General features: G+C 66.8%; 24 protein-coding genes, 1 tRNA gene and 1 other RNA gene. 17 read left to right on the top strand and 9 right to left on the bottom strand.

Features of this window, described 5'->3' with window-relative positions:
- Positions 1-13: 13 nt before the first annotated feature.
- The 8 genes from MLE27_RS00875 (at position 14) to ffs (ending at position 8545) form a co-directional block, all read left to right on the top strand.
- Entirely contained in the window at positions 14-910 is an 897-nt protein-coding gene (locus tag MLE27_RS00875) for a phosphoribosylaminoimidazolesuccinocarboxamide synthase (RefSeq protein WP_243309964.1), read from the top strand.
- A 110-nt stretch (positions 911-1020) separates the two neighbouring features.
- Positions 1021-3075 carry an acyl-CoA dehydrogenase family protein gene (locus tag MLE27_RS00870; RefSeq protein WP_243309963.1) on the top strand — a complete coding sequence of 685 codons (2055 nt, stop codon included), beginning with the start codon at positions 1021-1023 and terminating at the stop codon, positions 3073-3075.
- 18 nt (positions 3076-3093) lie between these two features.
- Positions 3094-4950: a 4Fe-4S ferredoxin gene (locus MLE27_RS00865; protein WP_243309962.1), complete on the top strand. Its 1857-nt coding sequence runs from the start codon at positions 3094-3096 to the stop codon at positions 4948-4950.
- 41 nt (positions 4951-4991) lie between these two features.
- On the top strand, positions 4992-5798 hold the full coding sequence (locus tag MLE27_RS00860; protein WP_243309961.1) for an electron transfer flavoprotein subunit beta: 807 nt from the start codon (positions 4992-4994) through the stop codon (positions 5796-5798).
- Between the two features lie 90 nt (positions 5799-5888).
- The gene (locus MLE27_RS00855) at positions 5889-6911 is read left to right on the top strand and encodes an electron transfer flavoprotein subunit alpha/FixB family protein (protein ID WP_243309960.1); all 1023 of its coding nucleotides are present in this window, start codon (positions 5889-5891) and stop codon (positions 6909-6911) included.
- Between the two features lie 614 nt (positions 6912-7525).
- Entirely contained in the window at positions 7526-8290 is a 765-nt protein-coding gene (locus MLE27_RS00850; protein ID WP_243309959.1) for an enoyl-ACP reductase FabI, read from the top strand.
- 60 nt (positions 8291-8350) lie between these two features.
- Positions 8351-8444: transfer RNA gene (locus MLE27_RS00845), tRNA-Ser, on the top strand.
- Between the two features lie 5 nt (positions 8445-8449).
- Positions 8450-8545: signal recognition particle sRNA small type (ffs, locus tag MLE27_RS00840), an RNA gene on the top strand.
- A gap of 32 nt (positions 8546-8577) precedes the next feature.
- On the opposite strand, the gene MLE27_RS00835 is transcribed toward ffs, so the two are convergent.
- On the bottom strand, positions 8578-9204 hold the full coding sequence (locus MLE27_RS00835) for a hypothetical protein (protein WP_243309958.1): 627 nt from the start codon (positions 9202-9204) through the stop codon (positions 8578-8580).
- Between the two features lie 265 nt (positions 9205-9469).
- On the opposite strand from MLE27_RS00835, the gene MLE27_RS00830 reads away from it, so the two are divergent.
- On the top strand, positions 9470-10219 hold the full coding sequence (locus MLE27_RS00830; RefSeq protein ID WP_243309957.1) for a substrate-binding periplasmic protein: 750 nt from the start codon (positions 9470-9472) through the stop codon (positions 10217-10219).
- Positions 10220-10242: 23 nt separating this feature from the next.
- Here MLE27_RS00830 and MLE27_RS00825 read toward each other — a convergent pair whose 3' ends face one another.
- From MLE27_RS00825 to rsfS, 3 genes are read right to left on the bottom strand one after another with little or no spacing between them, the layout of a single operon-like run.
- Positions 10243-10485 (bottom strand): hypothetical protein, encoded by a 243-nt coding sequence (locus MLE27_RS00825; RefSeq protein ID WP_243309956.1) that lies wholly within the window; start codon positions 10483-10485, stop codon positions 10243-10245.
- A complete protein-coding gene (gene gpmI, locus MLE27_RS00820; RefSeq protein ID WP_243309955.1) occupies positions 10482-12026 on the bottom strand; it encodes a 2,3-bisphosphoglycerate-independent phosphoglycerate mutase in 1545 nt (514 codons plus the stop codon). The genes MLE27_RS00825 and gpmI overlap by 4 nt, the downstream gene beginning before the upstream one ends.
- Before the next feature lie 4 nt (positions 12027-12030).
- Positions 12031-12420, bottom strand: coding sequence for a ribosome silencing factor (rsfS, locus tag MLE27_RS00815; RefSeq protein ID WP_243309954.1), 390 nt, complete (start codon positions 12418-12420; stop codon positions 12031-12033).
- Positions 12421-12554: 134 nt separating this feature from the next.
- On the opposite strand from rsfS, the gene MLE27_RS00810 reads away from it, so the two are divergent.
- The 3 genes from MLE27_RS00810 (at position 12555) to MLE27_RS00800 (ending at position 14959) form a co-directional block, all read left to right on the top strand.
- Positions 12555-13859, top strand: coding sequence for a phenylacetate--CoA ligase family protein (locus MLE27_RS00810; RefSeq protein ID WP_243309953.1), 1305 nt, complete (start codon positions 12555-12557; stop codon positions 13857-13859).
- Between the two features lie 9 nt (positions 13860-13868).
- Positions 13869-14300 (top strand): ACT domain-containing protein, encoded by a 432-nt coding sequence (locus MLE27_RS00805; protein ID WP_243309952.1) that lies wholly within the window; start codon positions 13869-13871, stop codon positions 14298-14300.
- A 281-nt stretch (positions 14301-14581) separates the two neighbouring features.
- Complete coding sequence (locus MLE27_RS00800; RefSeq protein ID WP_243309951.1) at positions 14582-14959, top strand: alpha/beta hydrolase; 378 nt, start codon at positions 14582-14584, stop codon at positions 14957-14959.
- Positions 14960-14986: 27 nt separating this feature from the next.
- Here MLE27_RS00800 and MLE27_RS00795 read toward each other — a convergent pair whose 3' ends face one another.
- The 3 genes from MLE27_RS00795 to clpS form a co-directional block, all read right to left on the bottom strand.
- Positions 14987-15817, bottom strand: coding sequence for a glycosyltransferase family 9 protein (locus MLE27_RS00795; RefSeq protein WP_243309950.1), 831 nt, complete (start codon positions 15815-15817; stop codon positions 14987-14989).
- 442 nt (positions 15818-16259) lie between these two features.
- Positions 16260-18548, bottom strand: coding sequence for an ATP-dependent Clp protease ATP-binding subunit ClpA (gene clpA / locus MLE27_RS00790; protein ID WP_243309949.1), 2289 nt, complete (start codon positions 18546-18548; stop codon positions 16260-16262).
- A complete protein-coding gene (gene clpS / locus MLE27_RS00785; RefSeq protein WP_243309948.1) occupies positions 18549-18863 on the bottom strand; it encodes an ATP-dependent Clp protease adapter ClpS in 315 nt (104 codons plus the stop codon).
- A 173-nt stretch (positions 18864-19036) separates the two neighbouring features.
- Between clpS and MLE27_RS00780 the strand changes: the two genes are divergently transcribed.
- The 3 genes from MLE27_RS00780 to MLE27_RS00770 are packed head-to-tail and all read left to right on the top strand — an operon-like array spanning position 19037 to position 20782.
- The gene (locus tag MLE27_RS00780) at positions 19037-19609 is read left to right on the top strand and encodes a UbiX family flavin prenyltransferase (protein WP_243309947.1); all 573 of its coding nucleotides are present in this window, start codon (positions 19037-19039) and stop codon (positions 19607-19609) included.
- An 11-nt stretch (positions 19610-19620) separates the two neighbouring features.
- Positions 19621-20349: a metal-dependent hydrolase gene (locus MLE27_RS00775; protein ID WP_279355611.1), complete on the top strand. Its 729-nt coding sequence runs from the start codon at positions 19621-19623 to the stop codon at positions 20347-20349.
- A gap of 13 nt (positions 20350-20362) precedes the next feature.
- On the top strand, positions 20363-20782 hold the full coding sequence (locus MLE27_RS00770) for a hypothetical protein (RefSeq protein WP_243309946.1): 420 nt from the start codon (positions 20363-20365) through the stop codon (positions 20780-20782).
- Between the two features lie 280 nt (positions 20783-21062).
- On the opposite strand, the gene MLE27_RS00765 is transcribed toward MLE27_RS00770, so the two are convergent.
- On the bottom strand, positions 21063-21749 hold the full coding sequence (locus MLE27_RS00765; RefSeq protein WP_243309945.1) for a methyltransferase domain-containing protein: 687 nt from the start codon (positions 21747-21749) through the stop codon (positions 21063-21065).
- A 54-nt stretch (positions 21750-21803) separates the two neighbouring features.
- On the bottom strand, positions 21804-23645 hold the full coding sequence (gene uvrC, locus MLE27_RS00760) for an excinuclease ABC subunit UvrC (RefSeq protein WP_243309944.1): 1842 nt from the start codon (positions 23643-23645) through the stop codon (positions 21804-21806).
- Between the two features lie 196 nt (positions 23646-23841).
- Here uvrC and MLE27_RS00755 point away from each other — a divergent pair, with 196 nt between their 5' ends.
- Both MLE27_RS00755 and MLE27_RS00750 read left to right on the top strand, forming a co-directional pair.
- Entirely contained in the window at positions 23842-24342 is a 501-nt protein-coding gene (locus tag MLE27_RS00755) for an HIT family protein (protein ID WP_243309943.1), read from the top strand.
- A gap of 14 nt (positions 24343-24356) precedes the next feature.
- Positions 24357-24719, top strand: coding sequence for a LapA family protein (locus MLE27_RS00750; protein ID WP_243309942.1), 363 nt, complete (start codon positions 24357-24359; stop codon positions 24717-24719).
- Positions 24720-24782 lie beyond the last annotated feature (63 nt).

Genomic DNA, 24782 nt, shown 5'->3' with positions numbered 1-24782 from the left:
CCCGGAGGCTCCCATGCGCGTGGCTACCACCACCGACATCAAACAATACCCGCTGGTTTCGCGGGGCAAGGTGCGCGACATCTATGAGATCGCGGACGACGTGCTGCTCATCGTCACCACCGACCGCATCTCCGCGTTCGACGTCATCCTGCCGGACCCGCTTCCGTACAAGGGCGTCATCCTGAACAAGATCACCATCTTCTGGATGGAGAAGTTCAAACACCTGGTGAAGAACCACCTGCTGGCCACCGAACCCGCCGACTTCCCCGCGCCCCTCAAGGAGCACGCCGACCTGCTGGAAGGCCGCGCCGTGCTGGTGCGCAAGGCCAAGCCCCTGCCCATCGAGTGCATCGTGCGCGGCTACATCACCGGCTCCGGCCTGAAGGACTACAAGGCCACCGGCATGGTCTGCGGCCACAAACTGCCCGCCGGGCTGGTGGAGGCCGACAAGCTGGAGACCCCGCTGTTCACGCCCTCCACCAAGGCGGAGCTTGGCCAGCACGACGAGAACATCACCCTGGACAAGGCCAAGGGGATGATCGGGCCGGAGCTCTTCGCCAAAGTGCAGGACACGGCCCTCTCCATCTACTCCCAGGCCCGGGAGTACGCGGCCGGGCGCGGCATCCTCATCGCGGACACCAAGTTCGAGTTCGGCATGATCGGCGATGAGCTCATCCTCATCGACGAGGTGCTCACCCCCGACTCCTCGCGCTTCTGGCCCGCGGCCGGGTACCAGCCCGGCAAGGCCCAGCCCAGCTACGACAAGCAGTACGTGCGCGACTGGCTGGAGTCGGTGGGCTTCAACAAGCAGCCCCCGGCCCCGCACATGCCCGCCGAGGTGGCGGAGCGTACCCGCAGCAAGTACCTGGAGGCATACCGGGAACTTACGGGGCAAACCCTGGCGCTGTAGGCCCGGGCCTGCCGCTGTCGTTGACGCAAAGGCCAGTATGGCTTAATTTACCGAAATTTCGCGCAATGCCCAACCTTCTTCAGCACGAACCGAGAGGTCAGGATATATCTATGGATACCCTCCGTACCCTGCCGGGCGACGACGTCCGTCAGATCATGTGGCGCTTCACCGACCGCTACGACATCCAGATGGTTGTCCAGTCCGCCAGATCCCTGGCGCGCGGTCTGGTGGCCCGGCTCGTGGCCGAGGGCGCGCGGAAGACTCATGAATGGACCGACCACAAAGCCCAACTGCTGGAGGCCTTCGACACCTCCGGCCTGACCGCCCTGTTCATGGACCCCCACCAGGGCGGTTTCATCGACGGGCCCAAGAACCTGGCCCTGGCCCTGGTCGCCTTCGAGCTGGCCTGGGTCGACGCCGGCGCCGCCACCTGCTCCCTGGCCACCAACCTGGCCCTGGCCCCCATCCACGAGCGCGGGACCACCGAGCAGCGTGACGAGTACATGGGCCGCTGCGTGCCGCCCCTGCCCGGCGAGGACCGCGCCCCCTTCCGCGGCGCGTTCGCCCTCACCGAGCCCCTGCCCTACGTGGGCGTGGAGACCAACACCCTGGTGGGCAAGTTGCGCGTGGCCAAGTGGGAGGAAGGCGAGGAGCCCATCCTCCAGGTGGACAAGCGCGGCCGCTTCATCACGGGCATGGACTTCGCCAATTTCGCCACCTGCGCCGTGGACACCGACGACCCGCGCATCAAGTCCTCCTGCATCGTCATCGTCGAGGACACCGACCCCGGCCTGTTCGACCGGGGCGCGCCCACCCTCAAGATGGTGCACCAGCTTTCCTCCACGCGCGACCCGGTGTTCAACGTGCAGGTGCCCGCCAACCGCATCGTGGGCGGCTACACCGTGAAGGACGGCGTGATCGTGCCCAACTTCACCCACTCCGAGATCATCGGCGCGGTGTTCCACCGCACCCGCGTGCCCGTGGCCTTGATGACCACGGCCAAGCTGCTCTCCGCCGTGGAGCCCGTGATCCGCTACCAGCGCCAGCGCTTCCGCGGCGGCGACGCCTCCGAACCCGGCACGCCCAAGTACGAACTGGGCCTCCAGGCCAAGCCCGACTCCGTGCTGCGCCTGGTGGAAATCTGGGCCGCCGGCGAGGCCGGAGCCTCCCTGGGCTTCGCCACCGCCCGCCTGTTCGACCAGCTCGACCCCACCGAGAAGGAGAAGGACAAGGTCTTCGCCGAGCGCGGCATCTGCGGCCCCAAGTCGCAGCTCACCGCCCTGCGCAAGGTTGAGAAGCAGGCCATCGAGTATCTCCAGATGGAGGCCGCCCCCACCCGCGACGAAGCCCGCTTCGCCGAACTGGGCCAGGACACCCTGGTGAGCTACGCCCTGCTCGAATCCCTGGCCAACATCCTCTGCCCGGCCTGCAAGCTCTGGAACACAGGCAACGGCGCCACCGTGATGCGCGAGGCCCTGGCCCTCATGGGCGGCTACGGCATCACCGAGGACTGCCCCGGCTTCCTCTTCTACAAGTGGACCGACGCCCAGCTCGAAGCCACCTATGAAGGCCCCGAGGCCGTGCAGCGCCGCCAGCTCTCCATCACCATGACCAACGAGGTTTTCCTGACCCGGCTGCGCATCATCATCGAGCAGTTCGCGGCCCTGGGCGAAGCCAAGCCCGAGACCGGCGCTACCGTGGTGGCCAAGGGCCTGGGCCTCTGGCTCTGGACCATCGAATTCCTGCACCGCGCCAAGGATCCTTCCGGCGCGCGCCTCTATCACAACCGCCGCCAAAACGTGACCTTCCCCATGGCCGACGCCCTGTGCTGGCTCATGGCCTCCTACTGCCAGATCAACGACGTGATGGAGCTGGCCGAGAAGGGCCCCGAGAACGCCGTGGTGGCCGAGGGCCTGGAAGGCACCCTGGGCTTCTTCACCGACCTGGCCCTGGTCCAGGCCGCCCGCGCCGCCGGCGAGGCCTCGCGCGTGTGCGCCAGCATGGTCTACGGCTTCGGCCCCCAGGCCGCCGAGGAGCTGGACGCCTTCGACGCCCTGCGCTCCCAGCTTGACCGCAGCATGGCCGGGGCCGCCCTCGCCAAGGACCGCGCGGCCCAGGCGCTGACCCAGGTGATGATTCCCGAAGCCCTGGATTACCCGCTCTAGGCCGGAGGCGCAGTACACATGTCCGAGATCGAACGGCAGAGCATGGAGCTCGACATCGTCTGCGTGGGCTTTGGCCCGGCCATGGCCGGGTTCCTGACCACGCTGACGCGCGGCCTCGCGGATGAAAACGGCGCTCCCCTGCTTGAGAGCGCCGTCATGCCCGGGATGCCGCCCCAGGTGATCTGCTACGAGCGCGCCGACGACATCGGCTTCGGCGTCTCCGGCGTGGTCAGCAAGGCGCGCGGCATCAAGGAGTCCTTCCCGGGCTTCGACCCGGCCCAGGTGCCCATGTGCGCCCCCGTGACCCACGAGACCGTGGCCTACCTGCTGGACCCGCACGGGGCCAGCCGCCGCCAGGAGCTGCTGGGCCTCGCGGACAAGGCCCTCGGCTTCGCCGGGAAATACACCTCCTGCTGCCGCGACCAGGCCTTCGAGCTGCCCTACATTCCACCCTTCCTCTGCAAGGAGCCGGGCTACGTGTTCTCCATCGGGCAGTTCAACCAGTGGGCCGGCTCCCAGGTGATGGGCTCCGGCCTGGCCCAGATCTGGCCCTCCATGCCCGTGGCCCGGGTCATCATGGAGGAAGGCAAGGTCGTGGGCGTGCGCCTGGCCGACCAGGGCGTCGACAAGAAGGGCAACCCCGACGCCTGCTTCATGCCCGGCATGGACATCCGCGCCGCCCTGACCGTCATCGGCGACGGCCCTGTCGGCCCCGTTGGCCGCAACCTGGACGAGATCCTGGGCCTGCCCGAGGGCAACTCCCAGCGCGACTGGGCCCTGGGCATGAAGATGGTGGTGGACCTCCCCGAGGACTGCGACCTGCCCGAAGGCTACGTGCTGCACACCTTCGGCTACCCCGAGCCCGACATCTTCGGCTTCCTGTACGTGCTGCCGGACCGCGTGGCCTCCCTGGGCATCTTCGTGCCCTCCTGGCTGGATATCCCGGTGCGCACCGCCTACCGCTACCTGCAGCACTGGATGACGCACCCCTACCTCTGGAAGCACCTCAAGGGCGGCAAGATGCGCTCCTGGGGGGCCAAATCGCTGCTGGAATCCGGGCGCAGGGGCGAACCCCACCTGGTTGGCGACGGCTTCGCGCGCATCGGCGAGGGTTCAGGCTCCACCAACGTGCTCACCGGCTCGGGCGTGGACGAGGCCTGGACCACCGGCGTCATGCTGGCAGAGGGCGTGCTCAAGCTCATGAAGCAGAACCAGCCCTTCACCAAGTACAACCTGGAGCGCGCCTACGTGAAGCGCCGCAGGGAGTCCGAGCTGGAGGCCGAGGCCAAGATCGCCGAGAAGGCCCGCGACGGCTTCGGCAAGGGCTTCATCCAGGGGCTCGCGGGCATGGCCCTCTCCGGCTTCACCACGGGCAGGCTGAACATGCCCGGCGACCACCGCGACCCCAACCAGCGCGTGCCCTCCATCGAGGAGTATTACTCCGCGCGGCTCAGCGCCCAGGAGATCGAGGCCATCCGCGAGGAGTGCGCCGCCAAGGGCGAGCCGCTGCACGACGCGCTCATGGACCGCGTGGGCTGGCCTTCCATCGAGTACGACGGCCAGCTGCTCGTCTCCCACCAGGACGCCCTGCTCATGGGCGGCAAGGTGCAGGCCCCCGGCGGCTACGCCGACCACGTGGTCTTCGCGGACCCGAACGTCTGCCTCAAGTGCCGCGAGCGCATCTGCATCGACATGTGCTCCGGCCAGGCCATCGCGCCCGACCCTGAGGGCGGCGCGCCCCTGTTCGACCGGGAGAAGTGCGTCCACTGCGGCGCCTGCGTCTGGAACTGCTCCAAGCCCCACCCCACCGAGCCCGGCAGAACCAACGTGGAGTTCAGGGCCGGGGCTGGCGGTTTGCATTCCGTCGAGAACTGATCTTTCCGCAGGGCCTTTCCCCTGATATTGAAGGAGATTCTATGAGTGCAGGATATCATATCGTCGTTTGCGGCGGCATCGTCCCCGACCCGCTGCAGACCCTGGAGCCCGTGCAGGGCCCCGCGGGCTGGGGCCTGAAGAACGAGCTGATGCTCCCCGCCATCCTGGACCCCTGGGCCGGGCACGCCCTGTTCGAGGCCGCCAACCTGGCCAAGAACGTGCCGGGCAGCAAGGTCTGGCTGGTGAGCATGGGCCCCAAGGCCAAGCTCCAGCAGGTGATGATGACCATCGCCCAGAAGGTCCCCTTCGAGCTGGTGGTGCTGGACGGCCCCGCCAGCGGCTTCGCCGACGCCCATGAGACCGGCGCGGCCCTGGCCGAAGCCATCGCCGCCATTCCGGGGCTGGACACCTCCAGGCTGCTGGTGTTCGGCGGCTGGCAGTCCGCCTCGCGCGGCGCCGGGGCCACCATGCAGGTCATCGGCGAGAAGCTGGGCATCTTCGAGCAGTTCCAGGGCGTGGACAAGCTGGAGATCCTGGCTGACGGCGCGCTGCGCGTGCTCGAGCGCGTGGAGGGCGGCAGCTACCAGGATTCGGTCGTCTCCGGCGCGCCCGCCGTGTTCGGTTGGGCCACCGGCGAACTGCCCGAGCCCCCCAACAACCCCCAGGTGGGCATGCAGAACATGCGCCTGGTGATGCCCGCGCTGCAGAAGGCCAAGCCCGTGAAGCTCGAAAAGGGCCCCGAATACTCCGGCGTGCAGATCCCCAGCCAGAAGCGCGAGACCCGCGTGGTCAAGGACGCCCCGGTGGATCAGATCGCCAAGGAGATCGTGGACTGGCTCAGCGCCTAGGCCGCAGCCCGGAGCCCCGCTCCGGGACGACCCGATAAATTTCCAGCGTCGGCATGACGGCGGCGACCCCGCCCGGAGCCGGAGGCATACATGGACAAGATTCTCTTCGTAGCCCAGACCGAATGTGACGGTTCGCTCTCCAAGGCTTCCCTGGAAGCCCTGACCGCGGCCAAGACCCTGGCCGAGCAGCTCGGCGCGCCCCTGGCCGTGGGCCTTGTGGGCGAGGCCGTGCAGGCCGCCGCCGACTCCCTGGCCGGATGCGGCGCGGAAGCCGTTTACGGCGTTTCCGGGCCGGACTTCGCCCAGCCCCGCTACGCCACGGACGCCGCCGCCCTGGCCGCCCTGTTCGGCGCGACCGGCGCGGGCATCGTCATCGGCGCGGCCACCCCGCGCATGAGCCGGGTGCTGCCCGGCGCGGCCGCCCGCGTGGGCGGCGTCTCCGATACCTCGGTCACGGCCCTGGCCGCTTCCGGCGGCAAGCCCGTGGTCACCCGCTGGTACTACCGCCAGCGCATGTACGCCGAGCTGACCCGCAAGGAGCGCCCCTGGTTCGTGAGCGTCTCCAGCGGCTGCTTCGCGGCCTATGCGGGCGCGGCCGGTTCCGCCAGCGTGACCGCAGTCTCCGCCGAGATTCCCGGCGGCGTGCGCACCCAGGTCACGGGCATGATCTGCCCCTCCGCCGAGGAGCAGACCATCCGCCCCGACGCCGCCCTGCTCTTCGTGGCTGGCGCTGGCTGGACCAAGAAACAGGCCGACGGCGCGGCCCACGCCGGGGAGGCCGAGGAGATCATCCTGAGCTTCCTGAACAAGACCCAGGGGTCGCTGGGCACCTCCAAGTCCCTGGTGGACCTCTCGGGCGAGGGCCAGCAGGTGCTGTCCTTCCTGTCGCACATGCACCAGGTCGGCCAGACCGGCTCCACGCCGCGCCACCCCAAGGGCCTGGCCACCTGCTGCCACGGCGAGGAGCCCCACGTGGTCGGCTGGCGCTTCATCGGCGAGCGCCGGGCCGTCAACCTGGACCCCAACTGCGGTTGGGCCCAGGGCAAGGCGGACGTGCTCTACGTGGCCGACGCCTTCGAGGTTATGCGCAAGGTCCTGGCGCTGCTGCCCTAGTCCGCCAGGCATCGTTCATTGTTCCGTGATCCCCCGCCCGAGCCGGGCGGGGGATTTTGTTTGCACCAGTTACCGGAGAGATTCCCGCCGCCCCATCGCCCGCGTCAAAGCCTTGCCTGCCTTAGCGACATGACTATTTTCCAAGGAAAACACCGTTCCCGCTGGAGGGGCGCGCCTTACGCGCGCCGTGTCGCTGTTGCGTGCGCCGTTTGGCGGCGGTTCGCGGGGTGAGGACTATCGGGGGGACGTCGGGCGCTTGAAGGAGAGGATTTCACTCCAGAGGACAGGCTGACCAAGCCGCTGGCATTTTGGGGGTTGGAAGCCTCCGGCGGCCAAGGGGCTTCGCCCCTTGGAACCCCGTATGGGGGGCTGGGCTTTCAAGGCTCTCCCATGCGCCGCCCGTTGCGGCGTCGATTATGACTCCGGACTACCGTTATCGGTGCGAAACTGTATGGGAGTCCAGAGGGCCGAAGGCCCTTTGGCGGGCCATATACCGGAGTACCCCGAGAGGGCGGAGCCCTCTTGGGCCGCCGGAGGCCCCTCCCCCTCCATTAACCTCAACGACCAACATGACGACAATCGCGCCGCCCAACCGGCGCTTCAAGGAGACGACAATGCTTCTGCAAGGCAAGAAAGCCCTGATATTCGGCGTGGCCAACGACCGCTCCATCGCCTACGGCGTGGCCAAGGCCTTCAAGGACCAGGGGGCCAGGCTGGCCTTCGGCTACCCCGGCGACGCCATCCGCAAGCGCGTGGAGCCCATCAGCGAGGAGTTGGGCGGCGAGTTCACCTTCCAGTGCGACGTGACCAGCGACGAGGACATCGCCGCCTCCGCCAAGACCGTGTCTGAAAAATGGGGCGGGGTGGACATCCTGGTGCATTCTGTGGCCTACGCCCGCCAGGATGACCTCAAGGGCCGCTTCATGGACGTCACCCGCGAGGGCTTCGCCCTGGCCCTGGACGTCTCGGCCTACTCGCTGGTGGCCCTGTGCAAGGGCTTCGACGGGCTGCTGGCCGACGGGGCCTCGGTCATGACCATGAGCTACCTGGGCGCGGAGAAGGTGGTGCCATCATACAACGTGATGGGCGTGGCCAAGGCCGCCCTGGAGTGCAGCGTGCGCTACCTGGCCGCCGACCTGGGCCCGCGCGGCATCCGCGTGAACTCCCTGAGCGCCGGGCCGCTCAAGACCCTGGCCGCCTCGGGCATCACCGGCTTCAAGGGCTTCCTGCCCATCGTGGAGGAGCGCGCCCCCCTCAAGCGCAACATCACCCAGGAGGACGTGGCGGGCACGGCCGTCTACCTGGCTTCCGGGCTCTCCAGCGGCGTCACCGGAGAGGTCATCCACGTGGACTCCGGCTTCAGCATCATGGGAATTTAAGGGAAGCTGAAAAAAGTGCTTGCCAAGAAGGGAGGATACTTATAATAGCTCCCTTCTCGCGGAGAGGTGCCCGAGCTGGCCGAAGGGGCACGACTGGAAATCGTGTGTACTGGCAAAACCGGTACCGAGAGTTCGAATCTCTCCCTCTCCGCCACTTTTCCAAGGAAGCCAGGCGGCGGAAACGCCGCCAACCCCGCCAGGTCCGAAAGGGAGCAACGGTAACGGTTGTTTTCGGGTGCCTGGTTTCCTTCAAAGGCGCGGCTGGTCCGCGCCTTTTTCTTTTCCCCTCACTTTCTCCTGAAAATGTTCCGCGACACCACCCCCACGGCCCGGCAGTAGCGCCAGTCGATCACCCCGCAGACCAGCGCCCCGGCCAGCGGCACGGCCTTGAGCATCACCGAGGCCCCCTGCTCCCCGCCCTGGGCCAGGATGCGCATCCCCACAGTGCCGCCTATGTCGGCCAGCACGCGCTCCGAGAGCTGCGCCGCCCCGCGCTCCAGCAGCATGGTCGTGAAGCGCACGCCCAGGCCCTTGAGCAACTCCACCGCCTTACGCCCGGCCAGGGAGAGCCCCACCATCACCCGCACGTCGCGGGAGCGTATGTCGTGCCCGTAGACCAGGGCCACGGCCGCGGCCAGGCGCGCCTGGTAGGCGAAGGTGGCGTAGATGTTGAGCGGGATGGCCACCGGCAGGGTCAGCGGCCCTCCCACGTTGGCCAGCGCGGTGCAGAAGGCGTTCTTGCGCGATTCGCGGCGTATGAGGGCCTCCACGCGGCTGTCGTCGTCGGGGAAGCTCTGGTCCCGCAGGTAGCGCACGGCCAGCTCCCAGGAGGAATCCAGGGGCGGCAGGCCGTTCACCCCGCGATCCACCACGGAGTTGAAAATCTGGTTTGCCTTCTCCAAGAGGGTGCCCATCCTGGCCTCCTGCCGCCCCAGGGCACAGGGGCGGCTGCATCAAGACGCTTGAGACGGTTCGATATCGAGGGTAGCTTTCATTGAGCCCCCCAGCAAGCCCTGTGAGGCTCCGCGCTCCGTGCGGTTTCCGGGGTCAGCTCGAACATTGGGCCGGCCATTCCGTATGCGAGCCCAGCCTTGGCCGGGGGCCTGGAGCACGTGACATCCACGGTGCATCCGCGGTATAAGCCAACAGGGACAACGCCGTGCTCACGGGGAGGTAGTCATGCCCATCCGGCGGACAGCCGCGTTTCTGGCCTTGACGTTGATCGTGCTGCTCATGGAGCGGTCCGCCTTCTGCGCAGCCATTCACGTAGTCTACCCCAACCGTCCTCCCTACTTTTACACCAAAGACGGTGCGCCTGCGGGCACCCTTTATGAAGCCACAGCCCGAATCCTGGCCGAGGCCGGCATTGAGGCCATTTTTACGGAAATGCCTTCCCGGCGCATCCTCTACGAGATGCAGCGCAACCCCGACTGCGAACTGTGCAGCTTCGGCTGGTTCAAGACGGCCCAGCGCGAAGCGTTCGCGCGCTTCAGCCTGCCCTTCCACCAGGATTCTCCGCTGATTGCCGTGTTCCGCAAGGGCAACTACGACAGGTCGAAGGAGGAACAAACCCTGGCACAGATGATGGCGCCGAAGTCCGCCACGGTGGGCGTGGTCGCGGGCTGGAGCTATGGGGACGCGGTGGATGCGCTGCTGCACAAGGCGCAGGGGCAGGTGGTCGAGGTCGCGGACAGGCACCAGCAGGCGCTCATGCTGGCGGGCGGGCGTTTCCTGTTCACGCTGCTGCGCGAGGATGAACTGCCAAGCCTGCTGGAACTCGCGGGAATCGGGGAAAACGAGGTGGAGTACGTCGCGGTCACGACCGGCGGGCAAGGCAGCACGCGCCACATCATGTGCGGCAGGGGCGTGCCCGAAGAGGTCATGGAGCGCATCGACGCAGCGATCCTGCGTCTGCGCCAGGGGCGTTGAGCCCAGGCGCCCCGAGAGGGAGGCTAGAGGAAATCCGGGTCGATGCCGGCGCGCCCGTTGGCCGTCATCACCTTGAGGAAGCGCACGGCCTTCTCGTCCACTGGCACCACTGGGAAGCGCTGGTGGCAGGCGTCGCACTGGGCCATGGTGGGCTTGGTGGGCGCGATGAGCGGCACCTCCCGCACGCAGAACGGGCACGGATACAGGAACACGAGCTCCATGCCCGAGGGCTTCACCGGCGTCAGGGGTTTCTTCTTCTCGCTCATGCTTGATCCTCGATGAGGCTGCGGCCGGTCATGGCCTCGGGCTGCTCGAGCCCAGCAAGTTGCAGCACGGTGGGGGCCAGGTCGGCCAGTTTGCCGTCGTGCAGTTTGGCCTCGCGCCTCGCCGGGTCCACCAGGATCACGGGCACGGCGTTGAGGGTGTGGGCGGTCATCCTGCCGCCGTTGGCGTCCACCATTTCCTCGGCGTTGCCGTGGTCGGCGGTGATGAGCGCGCGGCCGCCGGAGGCCAGCACCGTCTCCACGATGCGGGCCACGCAGGCGTCCACGGCCTTGCAGGCGGCCACGGCGGCCTCCATGATGCCCGTGTGGCCCACCATGTCCATGTTGGCCAGGTTGCAGACCACCAGGTCGTAACCCTTGGCCCAGTTCTGCACGAAAGCGTCCGTGACCTCGTACACGCTCATCTGCGGCTTGAGGTCGTAGGTGGCCACCTCGCGCGGGGAGGGAACGAGCACGCGGTCCTCCCCAGGGAAGGGCTCCTCCCTGCCGCCGTTGAGGAAGTAGGTCACGTGGGCGTATTTCTCGGTCTCGGCCAGGCGCAGCTGCTTGAGCCCCGCTTCGGAGTAGACCTGGCCCAGGGTGTGGGTGAGCTCCTCGGGGGCGTAGGCCACGGGCAGCCCGAAGGAGGTGTCGTACTCCGTCATGGTGGCGTAGCCGGAGAGCGCTGGCCGCACGCCGCGCGCGAAGCCCTTGAAATCGTCCTGGATGAAGGCTTCGGTGATCTCCCGCGCGCGATCGGAGCGGAAATTGAAGAAGAACACGGCGTCGCCGTCCTGGATCAGGGCCAGGGGTTTGCCGCCCTGGCCGGCAACCAGCCTGGGCTTGACGAACTCGTCGGTCTCCCCGGCGGCGTAGGCCTCGTTCACGGCGGCCACCGGGTCGGCCACGAGCCGGCCCTTGCCCTCGGTGAGGGCTGCGTAGGCTTCGGCCACGCGCTCCCAGCGCTTGTCGCGGTCCATGGCGTAGAAGCGCCCCATGACGGAGGCCACCGCGCCGAAGCCGGTGCGCTCCATGGCCTCGCCCAGCGCGCGCACGTAGCCCGCGCCGCTGCTGGGGGGCGTGTCCCGCCCGTCCATGAAGCAGTGCACGTAGGCCTGCTCGAGGCCGAAGCCCTTAAAAACCTCAAGTAACGCTTCAACATGCCGCTGGTGGCTGTGCACCCCGCCGTCCGACATCAGGCCCATCAGGTGCAGCTTGCCGCCGGAGGCCTTCACCTTGGCCGCGAGCTCCTGAAGCACAGGATTGCGGCGGATGGAGCCGTCCTCGATGGAGACGTCGATGCGGGTCATGTCCTGGTAGACCACGCGCCCGGCCCCGATGTTCATGTGCCCCACCTCGGAGTTGCCCATGAAGCCGTCGGGCAGGCCAACGGCCCTGCCGCTGCAGGCCAGGCGCGCGGTGGGATACTCGCGGGCAAGGCGTTCGAGGGTCTGGGGGCAGGCCTGGGTGACGGCGTTGCCCGGCCCGGCCGGGGCGAGGCCCCAGCCGTCCAGGATGAGCAGAAGCGTCGGGGATTGTTTCATGCGTCTATTCGGCGGTTGGAGCGGGCGCCTCGGGCAGGGGCATCTCCACCCCTTCGGCCCAGAGGCCTTCGATGTTGTAGAAGCCGCGCGACTCCTCCTGGAAGATGTGAACGATGACGTCGTTCAGGTCCACCAGGATCCACTGGCCGGTCTTGTAACCGTCCATGCCCAGGTAGGAGAGCTTCTCCTCGGCGGCGCGGGTGAGGATGTGGTCGGCCAGGGTCTGGGCCTGGCGGACGCTGCCCGCCGTGGCGACGATCATGGCTTCGGTGATGGTGCAGACCTTGGTGACGTCGAGGGCCACCAGGTCCTTGGCTTTCTTCTCCAGCAGCCACTGGGCCACCAGATTGACTTTATCGCTTGTGGGGATGGTGTTTTTCTTCTTGCTCGGCATAGTTTTTTCCGTGGCTCTTCCTACAGTTTTCAAGGCACATGGGCAAACGCAATTTCGTTGGTCCCGGTTGACGCGGACGGGGCCATTCGGGCAGGAATCTTCAGACACGCGCACGACTCGGAGGTGACGCCCCTATGATTTTCGACGTGGAGATGGAAACCCTGCCCAGGGAGGACCTGGAAGCCCTGCAACTCAAGCGGCTCCAGGCCCTTGTGGAGCGAGTGTACGCCAATGTCGGCTTCTACCGCCAGAAATTCGACGAGCGCGGCATCAAGCCGAGCGACATCCGCTCCCTGGCCGACCTGAAGCTCCTTCCGTTCACCGAAAAACAGGACCTGCGCAACCACTACCCCTTCGGCCTCTTCGCCGTGCCCAAGGAGAACGTGGTGCGCATCCACGCCTCCAGCGGCACCACGGGCAAGTCCACCGTGGTGGGCTACACCCACCGCGACGTGCGCAACTGGGCGAAGCTCATGGCCCGCTGCTTCGTGGCGTCCGGGGCCTCCGCCAAGGACATCATCCACAACGCCTACGGCTACGGCCTGTTCACCGGCGGCCTGGGCGCGCACTACGGCGCGGAGGAGCTGGGGGCCACCATCGTGCCCGTATCCGGCGGCGGCACCAAGCGGCAGGTGATGCTCCTCAAGGACTTCGGCCCCACCGTGATCTGCTCCACGCCCTCCTACGCCCTGGTGCTGCACGAGGCCGCCCAGGAGGCGGGCTTCAGCTTCAAGGACCTGGACCTGCGCATCGGCATCTTCGGGGCCGAGCCCTGGACCGAGGAGATGCGCCGCGACATCGAGGACAAGATGGGCATCACCGCCATCGACATCTACGGCCTCTCCGAGATCATGGGCCCGGGCGTGGGCATCGAATGCCACAACGCCCAGAACGGCCTGCACATCATGGAGGACCACTTCCTGGTCGAGATCATCGACCCGGAGACGGGCGAGGTGCTCCCCCCCGGCGAACAGGGCGAGCTGGTCATCACCACGCTCACCAAGGAGGCCCAGCCCCTCATCCGCTACCGCACCCGCGACATCACCATCCTGAACAAGGTGCCCTGCCGTTGCGGGCGCACCACCGCGCGCGTGCACCGCATGATGGGCCGCAGCGACGACATGCTCATCATCCGCGGCGTCAACGTGTTCCCCAGCCAGATCGAATCCATCCTGCTGGAGACCGAGGGCCTGGCACCGCACTACCTGCTGGTGGTCAAGCGCGAGGGCAACCTGGACACCCTGGAGATCCAGGTCGAGGTGGACGAGAAGCTCTTCTCCGACGAAATCAAGGTCTTGCAGCGCATCGAAGGCAAGATCGTCAAGAACATCAAGGATTACCTGGGCGTGACCGCCATGGTCAAACTGGTGGAGCCGCGCTCCATCCAGCGTTCCGAAGGCAAGGCCAAGCGGATTCTCGATTTGCGCAAGCAGAACTAGGGGGCACCCATGAAAGTAGAACAGATCTCCATCTTCCTGGAGAACCGGGCCGGACGCCTGGAGGAAGTCACCCGCATCCTGGCCGAAAACAAGATCAGCATCCGGGCGCTCTCCCTGGCGGACACCTCGGATTTCGGCATCCTGCGCCTGATCGTCTCCGACCACGAGAAGGCCAAGAAGGCCCTCAAGGAGAACGGCTTCACCGTGGGCCGCACCTCCGTGGTGGCCGTGGAAGTGGACGACCAGCCCGGCGGGCTCAACGCCATCCTGCAGATCCTCTCCGCGGGCGGCGTCAACGTGGAGTACATGTACGCCTTCGTGCAGCAGAGCTCCAAGACGGCCATCATCGTCTTCCGTTTCGACAAGACCGACCAGGCCATCGAACTGCTCCAGCAGAAGGGCCTGCACATCATCCCCGGCGACACGCTCTACAACCTGTAGACCTCGCGGTCATGCCGGGCCTTTCCGTGAGATTCCAGGCGTCCGGTCCTTTCCAATGGGCCGGACGCCTGTGTTTTGAACTACGGCTCCCCCTGCGCTCTTTCGGCGCCGCCCTGCTCTTTGCCGCCCTGTTGGCGCAGCTTACGCTGCTGGCCACGGCGGTGCTGTGTGCCGAAGCGCCCTACACTGCCGGATACCTTCGCCTTGAGGTTCCCGGTGAAAGCCCCATCCCCTTGGCGGTCTGGTATCCGGCCCATCCCCGAACCCGAGAGCAGGAATGGATGGCCGGCCCCTATCCCATGCGCGCGGCCAGAGACGCGCCCACCGCCTCCGGCAGATTCCCGGTGATCGTGCTCTCGCACGGCAGCGGCGGCAGCGAACTTGGGCACCGGGACTGGGCCGCGCACCTGGCGCGCAACGGCTACATCGTGATTGCCCCCAGGCACCTTGGCGACAGCTACGACGCCCCCGAGGGCAGGGGCAGCGACGTTCAGTTGGTGGGCAGGCCCTGGCAGGCCCTTGCGGCGCTGGACGCCGCTCTGGCCGCATCACGCCCTGAGTTGTGCAGCGACGGCCCCGGTGTGGACCGCGCTGCCATCCACGAACGCATCGGGGAAGAGCTCGTCGAATTCTTCAACAGATCACTTCCCCCGGAATGAAACGAACTCCGCAAGCCGCTCCGCCTCTCACCGGCCGCGCCCGGTCTTGAACAGGGCGCGCAACGCCGCCGCGCGCACCGTGTCCACGCTGATGGAGCGCATACAGACGTTGCCGCCGCGCTGGCACTCCACGTGCTGGATGCGGTGGTTCGGGCAGGCGTCCGCGAAGATCGGGATCGTGCTCGCGTGCATGCGCGTGGCAGGATGGATCGGCCCGAACAGGGTGACGGCCGGCGTCCCCACCGCGGCCGCCAGGTGGGAGAGGCCGCTGTCGCAACCGATGAAAAGATCGCAGCGCGAGAGCACGTGGGCCGTCTGGCGCAGGCTCAACCGGTCCAGGAAGGAGCGGTCCGCGTTGCCGAGCCTGTCCTCCACCGTCTGTCCGAAACAGTTGGCGAGCGTCTTGCCGACCTCCACCACCTCCACCCCGGCGCGTCGCAGTTCGTCCGTCAGCTGCCTGAAGCGCCGCAGGGGCCACTGCCTGCTGGGCCAGCCGCAGCGGGTGTCCACGGCCACGCGCTTCGCGCCTGCGGCTTGCGGCAGCTCATCCACCGCGTCGGAGGGGCCCGGGAAGAAATCGAGCCCCCTGCCCTCCAGCGTGACGCCAGCCAGCCTGGCGTAGTGGTCGATCAGATGGAGGCCGTGCTCCTCCGGCCCGGGGTGGCGCAGCAGCACGTAGTTGGTGAACTCGCCTGTTTCCGTGGCGTAGGGGCTGCCCTCGTAGATGGCCGCCGCGTAGGTCATCTTGACCACGACCTTGCACCCGCGCTGGATACTCAAGGCCCTGACCAGGGGCGTCGTGTTGAGCTCGTCGCCGATGGAACCCTTGAACAGCACTGCGATGGAGCGCTCAGCCACGACCGCCCTCACGAAGGAGCCTGGGGCCGGAGCGCCTGGGAGCGCGGGACTGCATAACGTTGCGCATGGCCTGTAGTCTCCCGAATGGTGGCTGATCGCGCCTGTGCGGCCTGATAGTGCCGGATCGCGCCGGACTCCGCAAGAACGCCACGCCACGCGAGGCGGGCCGGGATGCGGGCACCGGCTCGCGCGCCAGCTCGGCCCCAACCGCGAGGCGCTGGGCCGGTGCCCGCCAGACGGGCCGGATGCGGACGCTGGCTCGGGCCATTGCGGCCCCGCAGCGAGGCCCGAGGCCAGTGCCTGACCGGCGGTCAATGCACGCAGCCTGATCGGGGCGAGCCCTTTCGCGCAGGCGGGTGAAAAAGCCGGCTCCTATGCGTGTGCGACATGCATGGAAGCCTGCTTGATGCGTCAACGCTGCCAGCGGGCGAGTTGGAGGCCGCTAGGCTTTTTCTTTCTCCTTGCTGGCCCTGGGCTCAAACTCGAAGCGCAGAACGGTCTCGCCCTTGCCCTGGGCGCCCTTCTTGGGGCCTTCCGGGGCGGTGTCTACCTTCACGTGCCCGCCCTTCTGCAGCTTGCCGAAGAGCAGCTCGTCGGTGAGCGGGTCCTTGAGCTTGTCTTGCATCAGGCGCGACAGGGGCCTTGCGCCGAAGGCCGGGTCGAAGCCCTTGGCGGCCAGCCAGGCCACAGCCTTGGGGCTCAGGTCCAGGGTGACGCGGCGTTCCTTGAGCTGCTTGTTGAGCTCCGCCACGTACTTGCCCACGATCATCTCCATGATGTCGGAGGTGAGCGGCTTGAAGCTGACCACCGCATCCAGGCGGTTGCGGAACTCCGGCGAGAAGAGCTTCTCGATTGCCTTTCTGCCGTGGCTCTCGGCGTCGCCGCTCTTGGCCGCGCCAAAACCGATGGTGTTGGCGGCCATCTCCCGCGCGCCCGCGTTGGAGGTCATCAGCAGGATGACGTTGCTGAAGTCCGCCTTGCGGCCGTTGTTGTCGGTGAGCGTGGCGTAGTCCATCACCTGGAGCAGGATGTTGAACATGTCCGGGTGGGCCTTCTCGATCTCGTCCAGCAGCAGCACGCAGTAGGGGTGCTTGCGGATGCCCTCGGTGAGCAGGCCGCCCTGGTCGAAGCCCACGTAGCCCGGGGGCGCGCCGATGAGCCGGGCCACGGCGTGCTTCTCCATGTACTCGCTCATGTCGAAGCGCATGAAGTGCACGCCCAGCACGTTGGCCAGCTGCTTGGCCAGCTCGGTCTTGCCCACGCCGGTGGGCCCGGCCAGCAGGAAGTTGCCCGTGGGCCTTCCCGCCGGGGAGAGGCCCGCCCGAGACCTTTTGATGGCCTTGCACAGCATCTCCACGGCCTCGTCCTGCCCGAAGATGAGCCGCTTGAGCTCGTCCTCCACGCCGGAGAGCCTGGCCCGGTCGGAGGAGGAGACGCGCTGGGCCGGAATCCTGGCCATGCGGGAGATGATCTTCTCCACCTCGTGCACGCCCACGGTGTGCTTGCCGGGCTTGCCCTGCAGGCGGAACACGGCTCCGGCCTCGTCGATGACGTCCACGGCCTTGTCGGGCAGGAAGCGGTCGTTCAGGTGGCGGGCGGAGAGCTCAACCGCGCTGCGCAGGGCCGCCGGGGTGTACTGCACGCCGTGGTGCTCCTCGTAGTGGGGCTTGAGCCCTTTGAGGATCTCCACGGCTTCCTCGATGGAGGGCTCGGGCACCTCGATCTTCTGGAAACGGCGGGAGAGGGCGCGGTCCTTCTCGAAATGGTTCTTGTATTCCTCGTAGGTGGTGGAGCCGATGCAGCGCAGCTGCCCCGAGGCCAGCACGGGCTTGAGGATGTTGGAGGCGTCCATGGTGCCGCCGCTGGTGGCGCCCGCGCCCACGATGGTGTGGATCTCGTCCACGAAGAGGATGGCCCCGGGCTTTGCGTTCAGCTCGCCCAGCACGGACTTCATCCTGGCCTCGAAGTCGCCCCGGTACTTGGTTCCGGCCAGGAGCGCGCCCATGTCCAGCGCGAAGACCTCCACGTTCTTGAAGGTATCGGGCACGTCGCCGTTGGCGATGCGCAGGGCCAGGCCCTCGGCCAGGGCGGTCTTGCCCACGCCGGGATCGCCCACGTAGAGGGGGTTGTTCTTGCGGCGGCGCGCCAGCACCTGCACGGTGCGGGTCAGCTCCTCCTCGCGGCCGATGAGCGGGTCGATCTTGCCGTCGCGGGCCTTGGCCACCAGCTCCACGGTGAACTGCTCCAGCGCGGTCTGCTTCTCGCCGTTCTTGGCAGCGGCATCAGGCTCGGCGCCCTGCTCCACGCCCTGGCCGTGGGCGATGCTCTCCAGCACGTCCAGCCGGGAGATGCCCTGGGATTTCAGGAAATAGACCGCGTAGGAGTCGTCCTCCTCGAACATGGCGGCCAGCACGTCGCCGACCTGCACGTTCTCCTTGCCGGCGGCCTGCATCTGCATGATGGCGCGTTGCAGCACGCGCTGCACGCCGAGGGTCTGCACCACCTCGGAGCTCTGCTCCTCGGAGATGACTTCCATGTGTTCCGCGAAAAAACGCTCCAACTGGAGCTTCAGGCGCACCACATTGGCGCCGCAACTGAGCAGAATGGCCTTGCCGGACTCCTCCTGCACGATGGCGTGGAGCAGGTGTTCGAGCGTGAGGTACTCGTGGTTGCGCCTTTTGACTTCCTTCACCGCATTGGTGAGCACGCGTTCGAGATTCTTGCCCAGCATTTATTCCTCTTCCATGGTGCACTTCAGCGGGTAGCCGTTCTGGCGGGCCAGCTGGCGCACGGAAACCACCTTGGTTTCGGCCATTTCGGCCGTATACACGCCGCAGACGCCCGTGCCGTTCTTGTGCACGGCCAGCATGATCTGTGTCGCATCCGCGTCGGATTTGTTGAATACAGCTTTGAGCACATGCACAACGAACTCCATGGTGGTATAGTCGTCGTTGTGCAGCAGCACCCTGAATTTACGCGGCTCCCGCAGTTCCTCCTTGAGGATCGTGCCGGACTCGCGTTCGTCCTGACGTATCGAATCGGTCATGTATACGCTCCAAAACCCCGTGAGGGATCTTCGGCCAGAGATAAGTCGCGAGCCGCGCTTGTCGAGGCCCGGCGGCGGCCGGACGGTCGGCTCACTGCCTCACAGCATACGCCCACCCGCCTGACCGCGCAACTGGCGCTGGACTTCCGGGCGCGGCGGGATATAAATGCCCCATGACCGTAAAACGCATTGTCCTCGCCCTCACGGGCGCGTCCGGCATGCCTTACGCCGTGGCCCTGGCCCGCGCCATCGCCTCGGACCCGTCCTGCGAGCTGCACCTCATCCTCTCCGACGCCGCTATCAAGGTGCTCGAACTGGAGTCGGAAGTTACGGCCGCGCAGCTCAAGGCCCTGGCGCACGCGGCCTACACCCAGCACGACGTGGCCGCAGGCCCGGCTAGCGGCTCCTGGCGTCACGCGGGCATGATCGTCTGCCCCTGCTCCATGGCCTCCCTGGCGGCCATCGCCAACGGCCTGGGCTCAAACCTGATCCACCGCGCGGCCGACGTGACCCTCAAGGAGGGACGCAAGCTGGTGCTGGTGCCCCGCGAGACGCCCTTCAACGAGATCCACCTACGCAACATGCTGGCCGCCAAGCAGGCGGGGGCGTCCATCCTGGCCGCCTGCCCCGGCTTCTACGGCAGGCCAGAAACCATCGACGACCTGGCGGACTTCATCGCCGCGAGGGCCCTCGACCTGCTGGACATTCCCCACGCCCTCGGCAAACGCTGGAAAGACGACAAATAGAGGAGTCCGCCATGCGTCACGAACTCACATGGAACGGCCATTCGAATTTCACGCTGCGCACTGACGGCCTGACCATCCTGATCGACCCGTTCTTCGACGGCAACCCGAGCGCCGCCCTGTCCGCCAAGGACATCACCAAGGTGGACTACGTGCTCGTCACCCACGACCACGGCGACCACGTAGGCCAGGCCCTCGACATCTGCAAAGCCACCGGGGCCAAGCTGCTGGCCATCGTGGAGACCTGCGCCAAGCTCGTGAGCAAGGGCCTGCCACAGGCCCAGGTGGTGGGCGGCATCGGCATCAACATCGGCGGCAGCGTGAACCTGGGCAGCGTTCGCGCCACTATGGTCCAGGCGGTGCACTCCAGCGAATCCGGCCTGCCCGTGGGCTACGTGCTGACCCTGGCCGACGGCTACACGCTCTACCATGCGGGCGACACCGCCGTGTTCGCGACCATGGATATCTACGGCAAGCTCTTCTCCATCGACACCGCGCTGCTGCCGGTGGGCGGCACCTTCACCATGGACGCCCGCCAGGCGGCCGTGGCCTGCAAGCTGCTGCGCTGCAAGCAGGTAATCCCCATGCACTGGGGCAGCTTCCCCGTGCTTGAAAAGAACACCAGGGCATTCGGACTGGCCTTGGACGACCTGGGTGTGGACACCTCGCTCGTCGAGTGCGCACCCGGACAGACTGTGGCCCTTCAGAAAAACGTCTTCAGTGAGGATTGCGGTTGTGACTGATACTACAAGCTGGATGAAAAAATCCCTCAGGTGCGCGGCCTCCGTCGCGCTGTGCGCGGCGGTATCCCACGCGGGCCTGGCCCTGGCCCAGGAACTGGTTAAATACGCCACCAAGAACGGCGACGAGATCCTCTACGACAAAGGCTCCGTCCACGAGGACGCCAAGGGGGTCTACTCGTTCATCAACGTGGTGCGCATGTCTGAGGAGAACGCCAAGAAATACTCCGGCCAGATGGGCTACACCGACGTCAGCAACAAATCCATGCAGATCATGGCCGTGGACTGCAACGCCAAGACCTTCGTCATCAAAAAGGTCGTGGATTCGGACAGCAAGGGCAAGATCCTGAACGCCATCGACCCCGAAGACCAGAAATTCAAGCCCATCTCCAGCGGCAGCCCCGTGGAGGCCATCCAGGCCATCCTCTGCAAGTAGGGCCTTTGCCTGTGGCCTCGCCGCGCATGCGGCGGGGCCGTGGCGAGGCCGTCCGGGAGCACCCGGCAGGGGGCAGGGCGCGCGCCTGATCCGCTCTGCGGCCTGGTTGCCCGGAGTTCCTGCGGCGGCAGGGGCCGCGGCGGCGGTTCCTTCCCGCGTGGCCAATCGCAATCACTGGCGCCCGCGCGGCCGGGGCCGTGGCTCCGGCGCGCCTGGCGCGTCGCGCGGCCGGGCCTGAGTTCCTGTGATACTGTAGGCGGATGGGCTGGGGTGAGGGGAATTACTTGTGCAGCCGCAGGTACTTCCTGGGCTTTTCGTATCCGCCGGACAGGCTGGAGAGCATCTCGATCTTCCAGCGTTGCTTGAAGAAATCCACCACGTACTCAAGCACCAGGACTTCCCCGTCCTTGAGGTAGGCCGGGGGGTAGTGGGCGCTCATATCCCGCATGGTGGAGCCCAGCTCCTTGTTGACCATGTAGGACTTCTGCACCGAGAGCACCAGCTCGCGGTCGGAGAGGCTTTCCAGGAAGGCCAGCACCTTGGGGATGTAGCCCAGGCGCACGAAGGTCTTGCCGATGAATTCCACCAGCATGGCGATGTCGTACTTCTTGCCCGCCAGGCAGTGCACGGGCTGTTCGATGTCGCAGGAGACGAACTCCACGCCGTCCATGCCGAGGATCTCGCGCAGGATGGCCGCACCCTGGAGCACCCGCTCCTCGCGGTCCACGCCGGTCACGCTCGCCGCGCCCCTGCGCCTCGCCTCGAAGGTGAAGAAGCCGAAGTTGCAGCCCAGGTCCACCACGGTCCTGCCGCTGAAGTCCACCTTGCGGAAGTCCTCCAGCCCCTGATGGTCGAGGTCTTCGGTGCCCTGGATCACGGGGGCGAGGTTCTCATCATAGATGGTGCGGTAGACGTGCTCCGGCTCCAGCCGGGACACGAGCTCCCGCAGCCGCTTAAAACGGGGCATGCGGACTCCTTGGCGAGACGTGACAGGCCGCGATACAGTCTTTCGCGTGCAAAATCAACGAGGCGCGGAGGATTGCAGGGCGGCGTGAACGGCGGCGGCTTTCAGGGGGCCAAGGCCCTTGATTTCCGCGAGCTGCTCCACGGTGGCGGCCTTGATGCCCTCCAGGGTGGAGAACCGCTCCCAAAGCAGCTTGGCGGTCTTGGGCCCCACGCCCGGCAGGTTCAGCACCTCGCTGGCCAAGGCCTGCTTCTTGCGCACCTGGCGCTGGCGGCCGATGACGAAGCGGTGCACCTCGTCGCGCAGGCGCTGCAGGAAGAGCAGCTCCCTGCTGCCGGGACGCAGCGCCAGGGGGTTCTTGCGCCCGGGGCGGAACACCTGATCGTCCTGGGCGTTCATGGCCCTGCCCGACTTGGCGATGGAGGCGATCTCCCAGAGGTTGGGCAGCCCGGCGGCGCCCATGGCCCGCTCCACGGCCGCCAACTGGCCCTTGCCGCCGTCGATGAGCACCAGGTCCGCCCAGGGCTCGCCGGAGTCGATGCGCTTCTCCACCCAGCGGGCCAGAGCGGCGTAGTCGTCGGAGGAGCCCTCCAGCTCCGGGAAGGCGTACTGCCGGTATTCCTGGCGGTCGAAGCGGCCGTCCTCATAGACCACCATGCCCACGCGCATGCCCTTGCCGCCCAGGTGGGAGACGTCCACAGCCTCGATGCGCCCGATCTCGCGCCCGAGTTGGAGCTTGCGCCCCAAGAGCGCGGGCATGGACTCCTGGGAGCCGCCCTCTCCCACTCCGGCACCCGCTTCTGCCACAGCCCGGGCGGCGTTGGCTGAGGCGATCTCCACCAGGCGGTGTTCCTCCTCAGTGCGCGGCGCGTTCAGCAGAACCTTGGCCCCGCGCCGCTCGCCCAGGATGTCGGCGGTCACGGCGGCGGCCTCCTCGCCCATGGCCTCCATCATCCGCTGAGAGAGCATCACCCGCCCTGGCACGAAGCTCTCCGGCTTGTAGTACTGGGTCAGGAAGCTGGGCAGGGCCTCGGGAAGCTCCTCCACTGAGAAGTCGGGCCAGAAGAAGTTGGCCCTGTCCAATAGCCTGCCCTGACGCACGAAAAGCACGGTGAGACCCATGCCCCCCCCGGCGGAGAACACGTCCAGGGCGTCCAGGTCCGGGTGGTTGGGCAGTACCGCGGCCTGGCCCTCGATGGTGGCGCGCATGGCGGCCAGCAGGTCGCGCAACTCGGCCGCGCGCTCGAACTGCAGGGCCTCGGAGGCCTCCAGCATCTCGCGCTCCGCCCGTTTGAGCACCTCCGCCGACTTGCCGGAGAGAAAGGCCTCCACCCGGCGCACCAGCACGGCGTAGTCCGCCTTGCTCACCGCGCCCACGCACGGAGCCAGGCACTGCCCGATGAAGTGGTAGAGGCAGGGGCGCACGCGGTTCTTGAAGCTGGTGTCGCGGCATTTGCGCAGGGGGAACAGGCGGTTGAGCTCCCGCCAAGTCTTGCGGGCGGCCTGGGCCGAGGTGAAGGGGCCGAAATAGGTGGAGCCGTCGCGCACCACGCGGCGGGTGAAGGCGATCTTGGGGAAGTCGTGGGTCTTGTCGAGTTTGAAGAGGATGTGGCTTTTGTCGTCGCGCAGGACGATGTTGTAGCGGGGCCTGTGCTTCTTGATGAGGCTGGCCTCCAGGAGCAGGGCCTCCTTCTCCGTGCCGGTGACCAGCACGTCCACCCCGGCCACGCGGGCCACCAGGGCCCTGGTCTTGGGGTGGGCCACCTCGCCCCGGAAATAGGAGGAGAGCCGCGAGCGCAGGTTCACGGCCTTGCCCACGTAGAGCACCTTCCCCTGGGCGTTCTTCATCAAATACACGCCGGGGTCGGTGGGATAGTCCTTGGTGACGAATTCGAACATGGCTCCCTCATGCCCCGAAGCGCGCCCGCAAACAAGGGGGCCGCGCACCCTTGCCCTCGGGGCTGGTTGCGTGTACTGAAAAGCGTTCCCCGAGGATAGAATCGAGAATGAAACGGCCCGCTTCCGACACATCCCTCTTTCCCGCTCCCCGCATGGCGGCTGCCGGCCTCGCCGTGCGCCCCTGGGGTCTTTGCTGATGGACGTGCTCTGGGCCCCCTGGCGGCTGGATTACATCCTCGGCCCGAAGCCCGACTCCTGCGTTTTCTGCATCCCCGCCCACACCGGCGAGGACAGGGACCGCCTCGTGCTGGCCAGGGCGAAGCACACCTTCGTGATCATGAACAAGTTCCCCTACAACAGCGGGCACCTCATGGTCACCCCGTACCGCCACATCAGCTGCATCACCGAACTCACGCGGGATGAGTCCGGCGAGATGATGGCCGTGCTGCAGGAAACCGTGGCCATCATCAACGAGTGCTTCCGGCCCCACGGCGTGAACGCGGGCCTGAACCTGGGCGAGGCGGCCGGGGCTGGCATCGCCGCCCACCTGCATTTCCAGATCGTTCCGCGCTGGAACGGGGACAACTCTTTCATGGCGGTGTTCGGCGAGACCCACGTCATACCCGAACTGCTGCTGGCGACTTACGACAGGATCAAACCGCGTTTCGACAGCGCGGCCATATTTAGCAACATCTGACGAGGGAGGCGGATATGCGTTTCATCAAGTTCGTGCTGTTGGTGCTGTTCTTCCTGTTCTTCATGGTGTTCTTCGTCCAGAACAACGCCCAGCTTGGCACCATCCTGGAGCTCAAGTTCAGCATGTTCACCCTGAACTGGCAGGCCCAGCCCATCCCGTTCTACCTGGTGGTGCTCATCTTCTTCGTGCTGGGCGCGCTCTTCAGCACGGTCTTCTTCGTCATCGACCGCATCCGCATCGGCTCCGTCTGCAGCGAGGCCAAGGCCAAGGCCAGCGCCCTCCAGTCCGAACTGGACGGCCTCAAGGCCAAGCAGGCCATCAACGTGCCCGCTCCCGCCGCTGCCGCCCCGGCCGCCGCCGAGGAGGCCAAGGCCTAGCCGCCGACTCCGTGCGACCAAAGGCCGGACGTTTCGCGCGCCCGGCCTTTTTTTTCCCTGTTG

The organism is Fundidesulfovibrio agrisoli (assembly GCF_022808715.1).
GTDB classification, from domain to species: domain Bacteria; phylum Desulfobacterota; class Desulfovibrionia; order Desulfovibrionales; family Desulfovibrionaceae; genus Fundidesulfovibrio; species Fundidesulfovibrio agrisoli.
The sequence above is the reverse complement of the archived record's forward strand: the minus strand, read 5'-3'. Positions and strand labels throughout refer to the sequence as shown.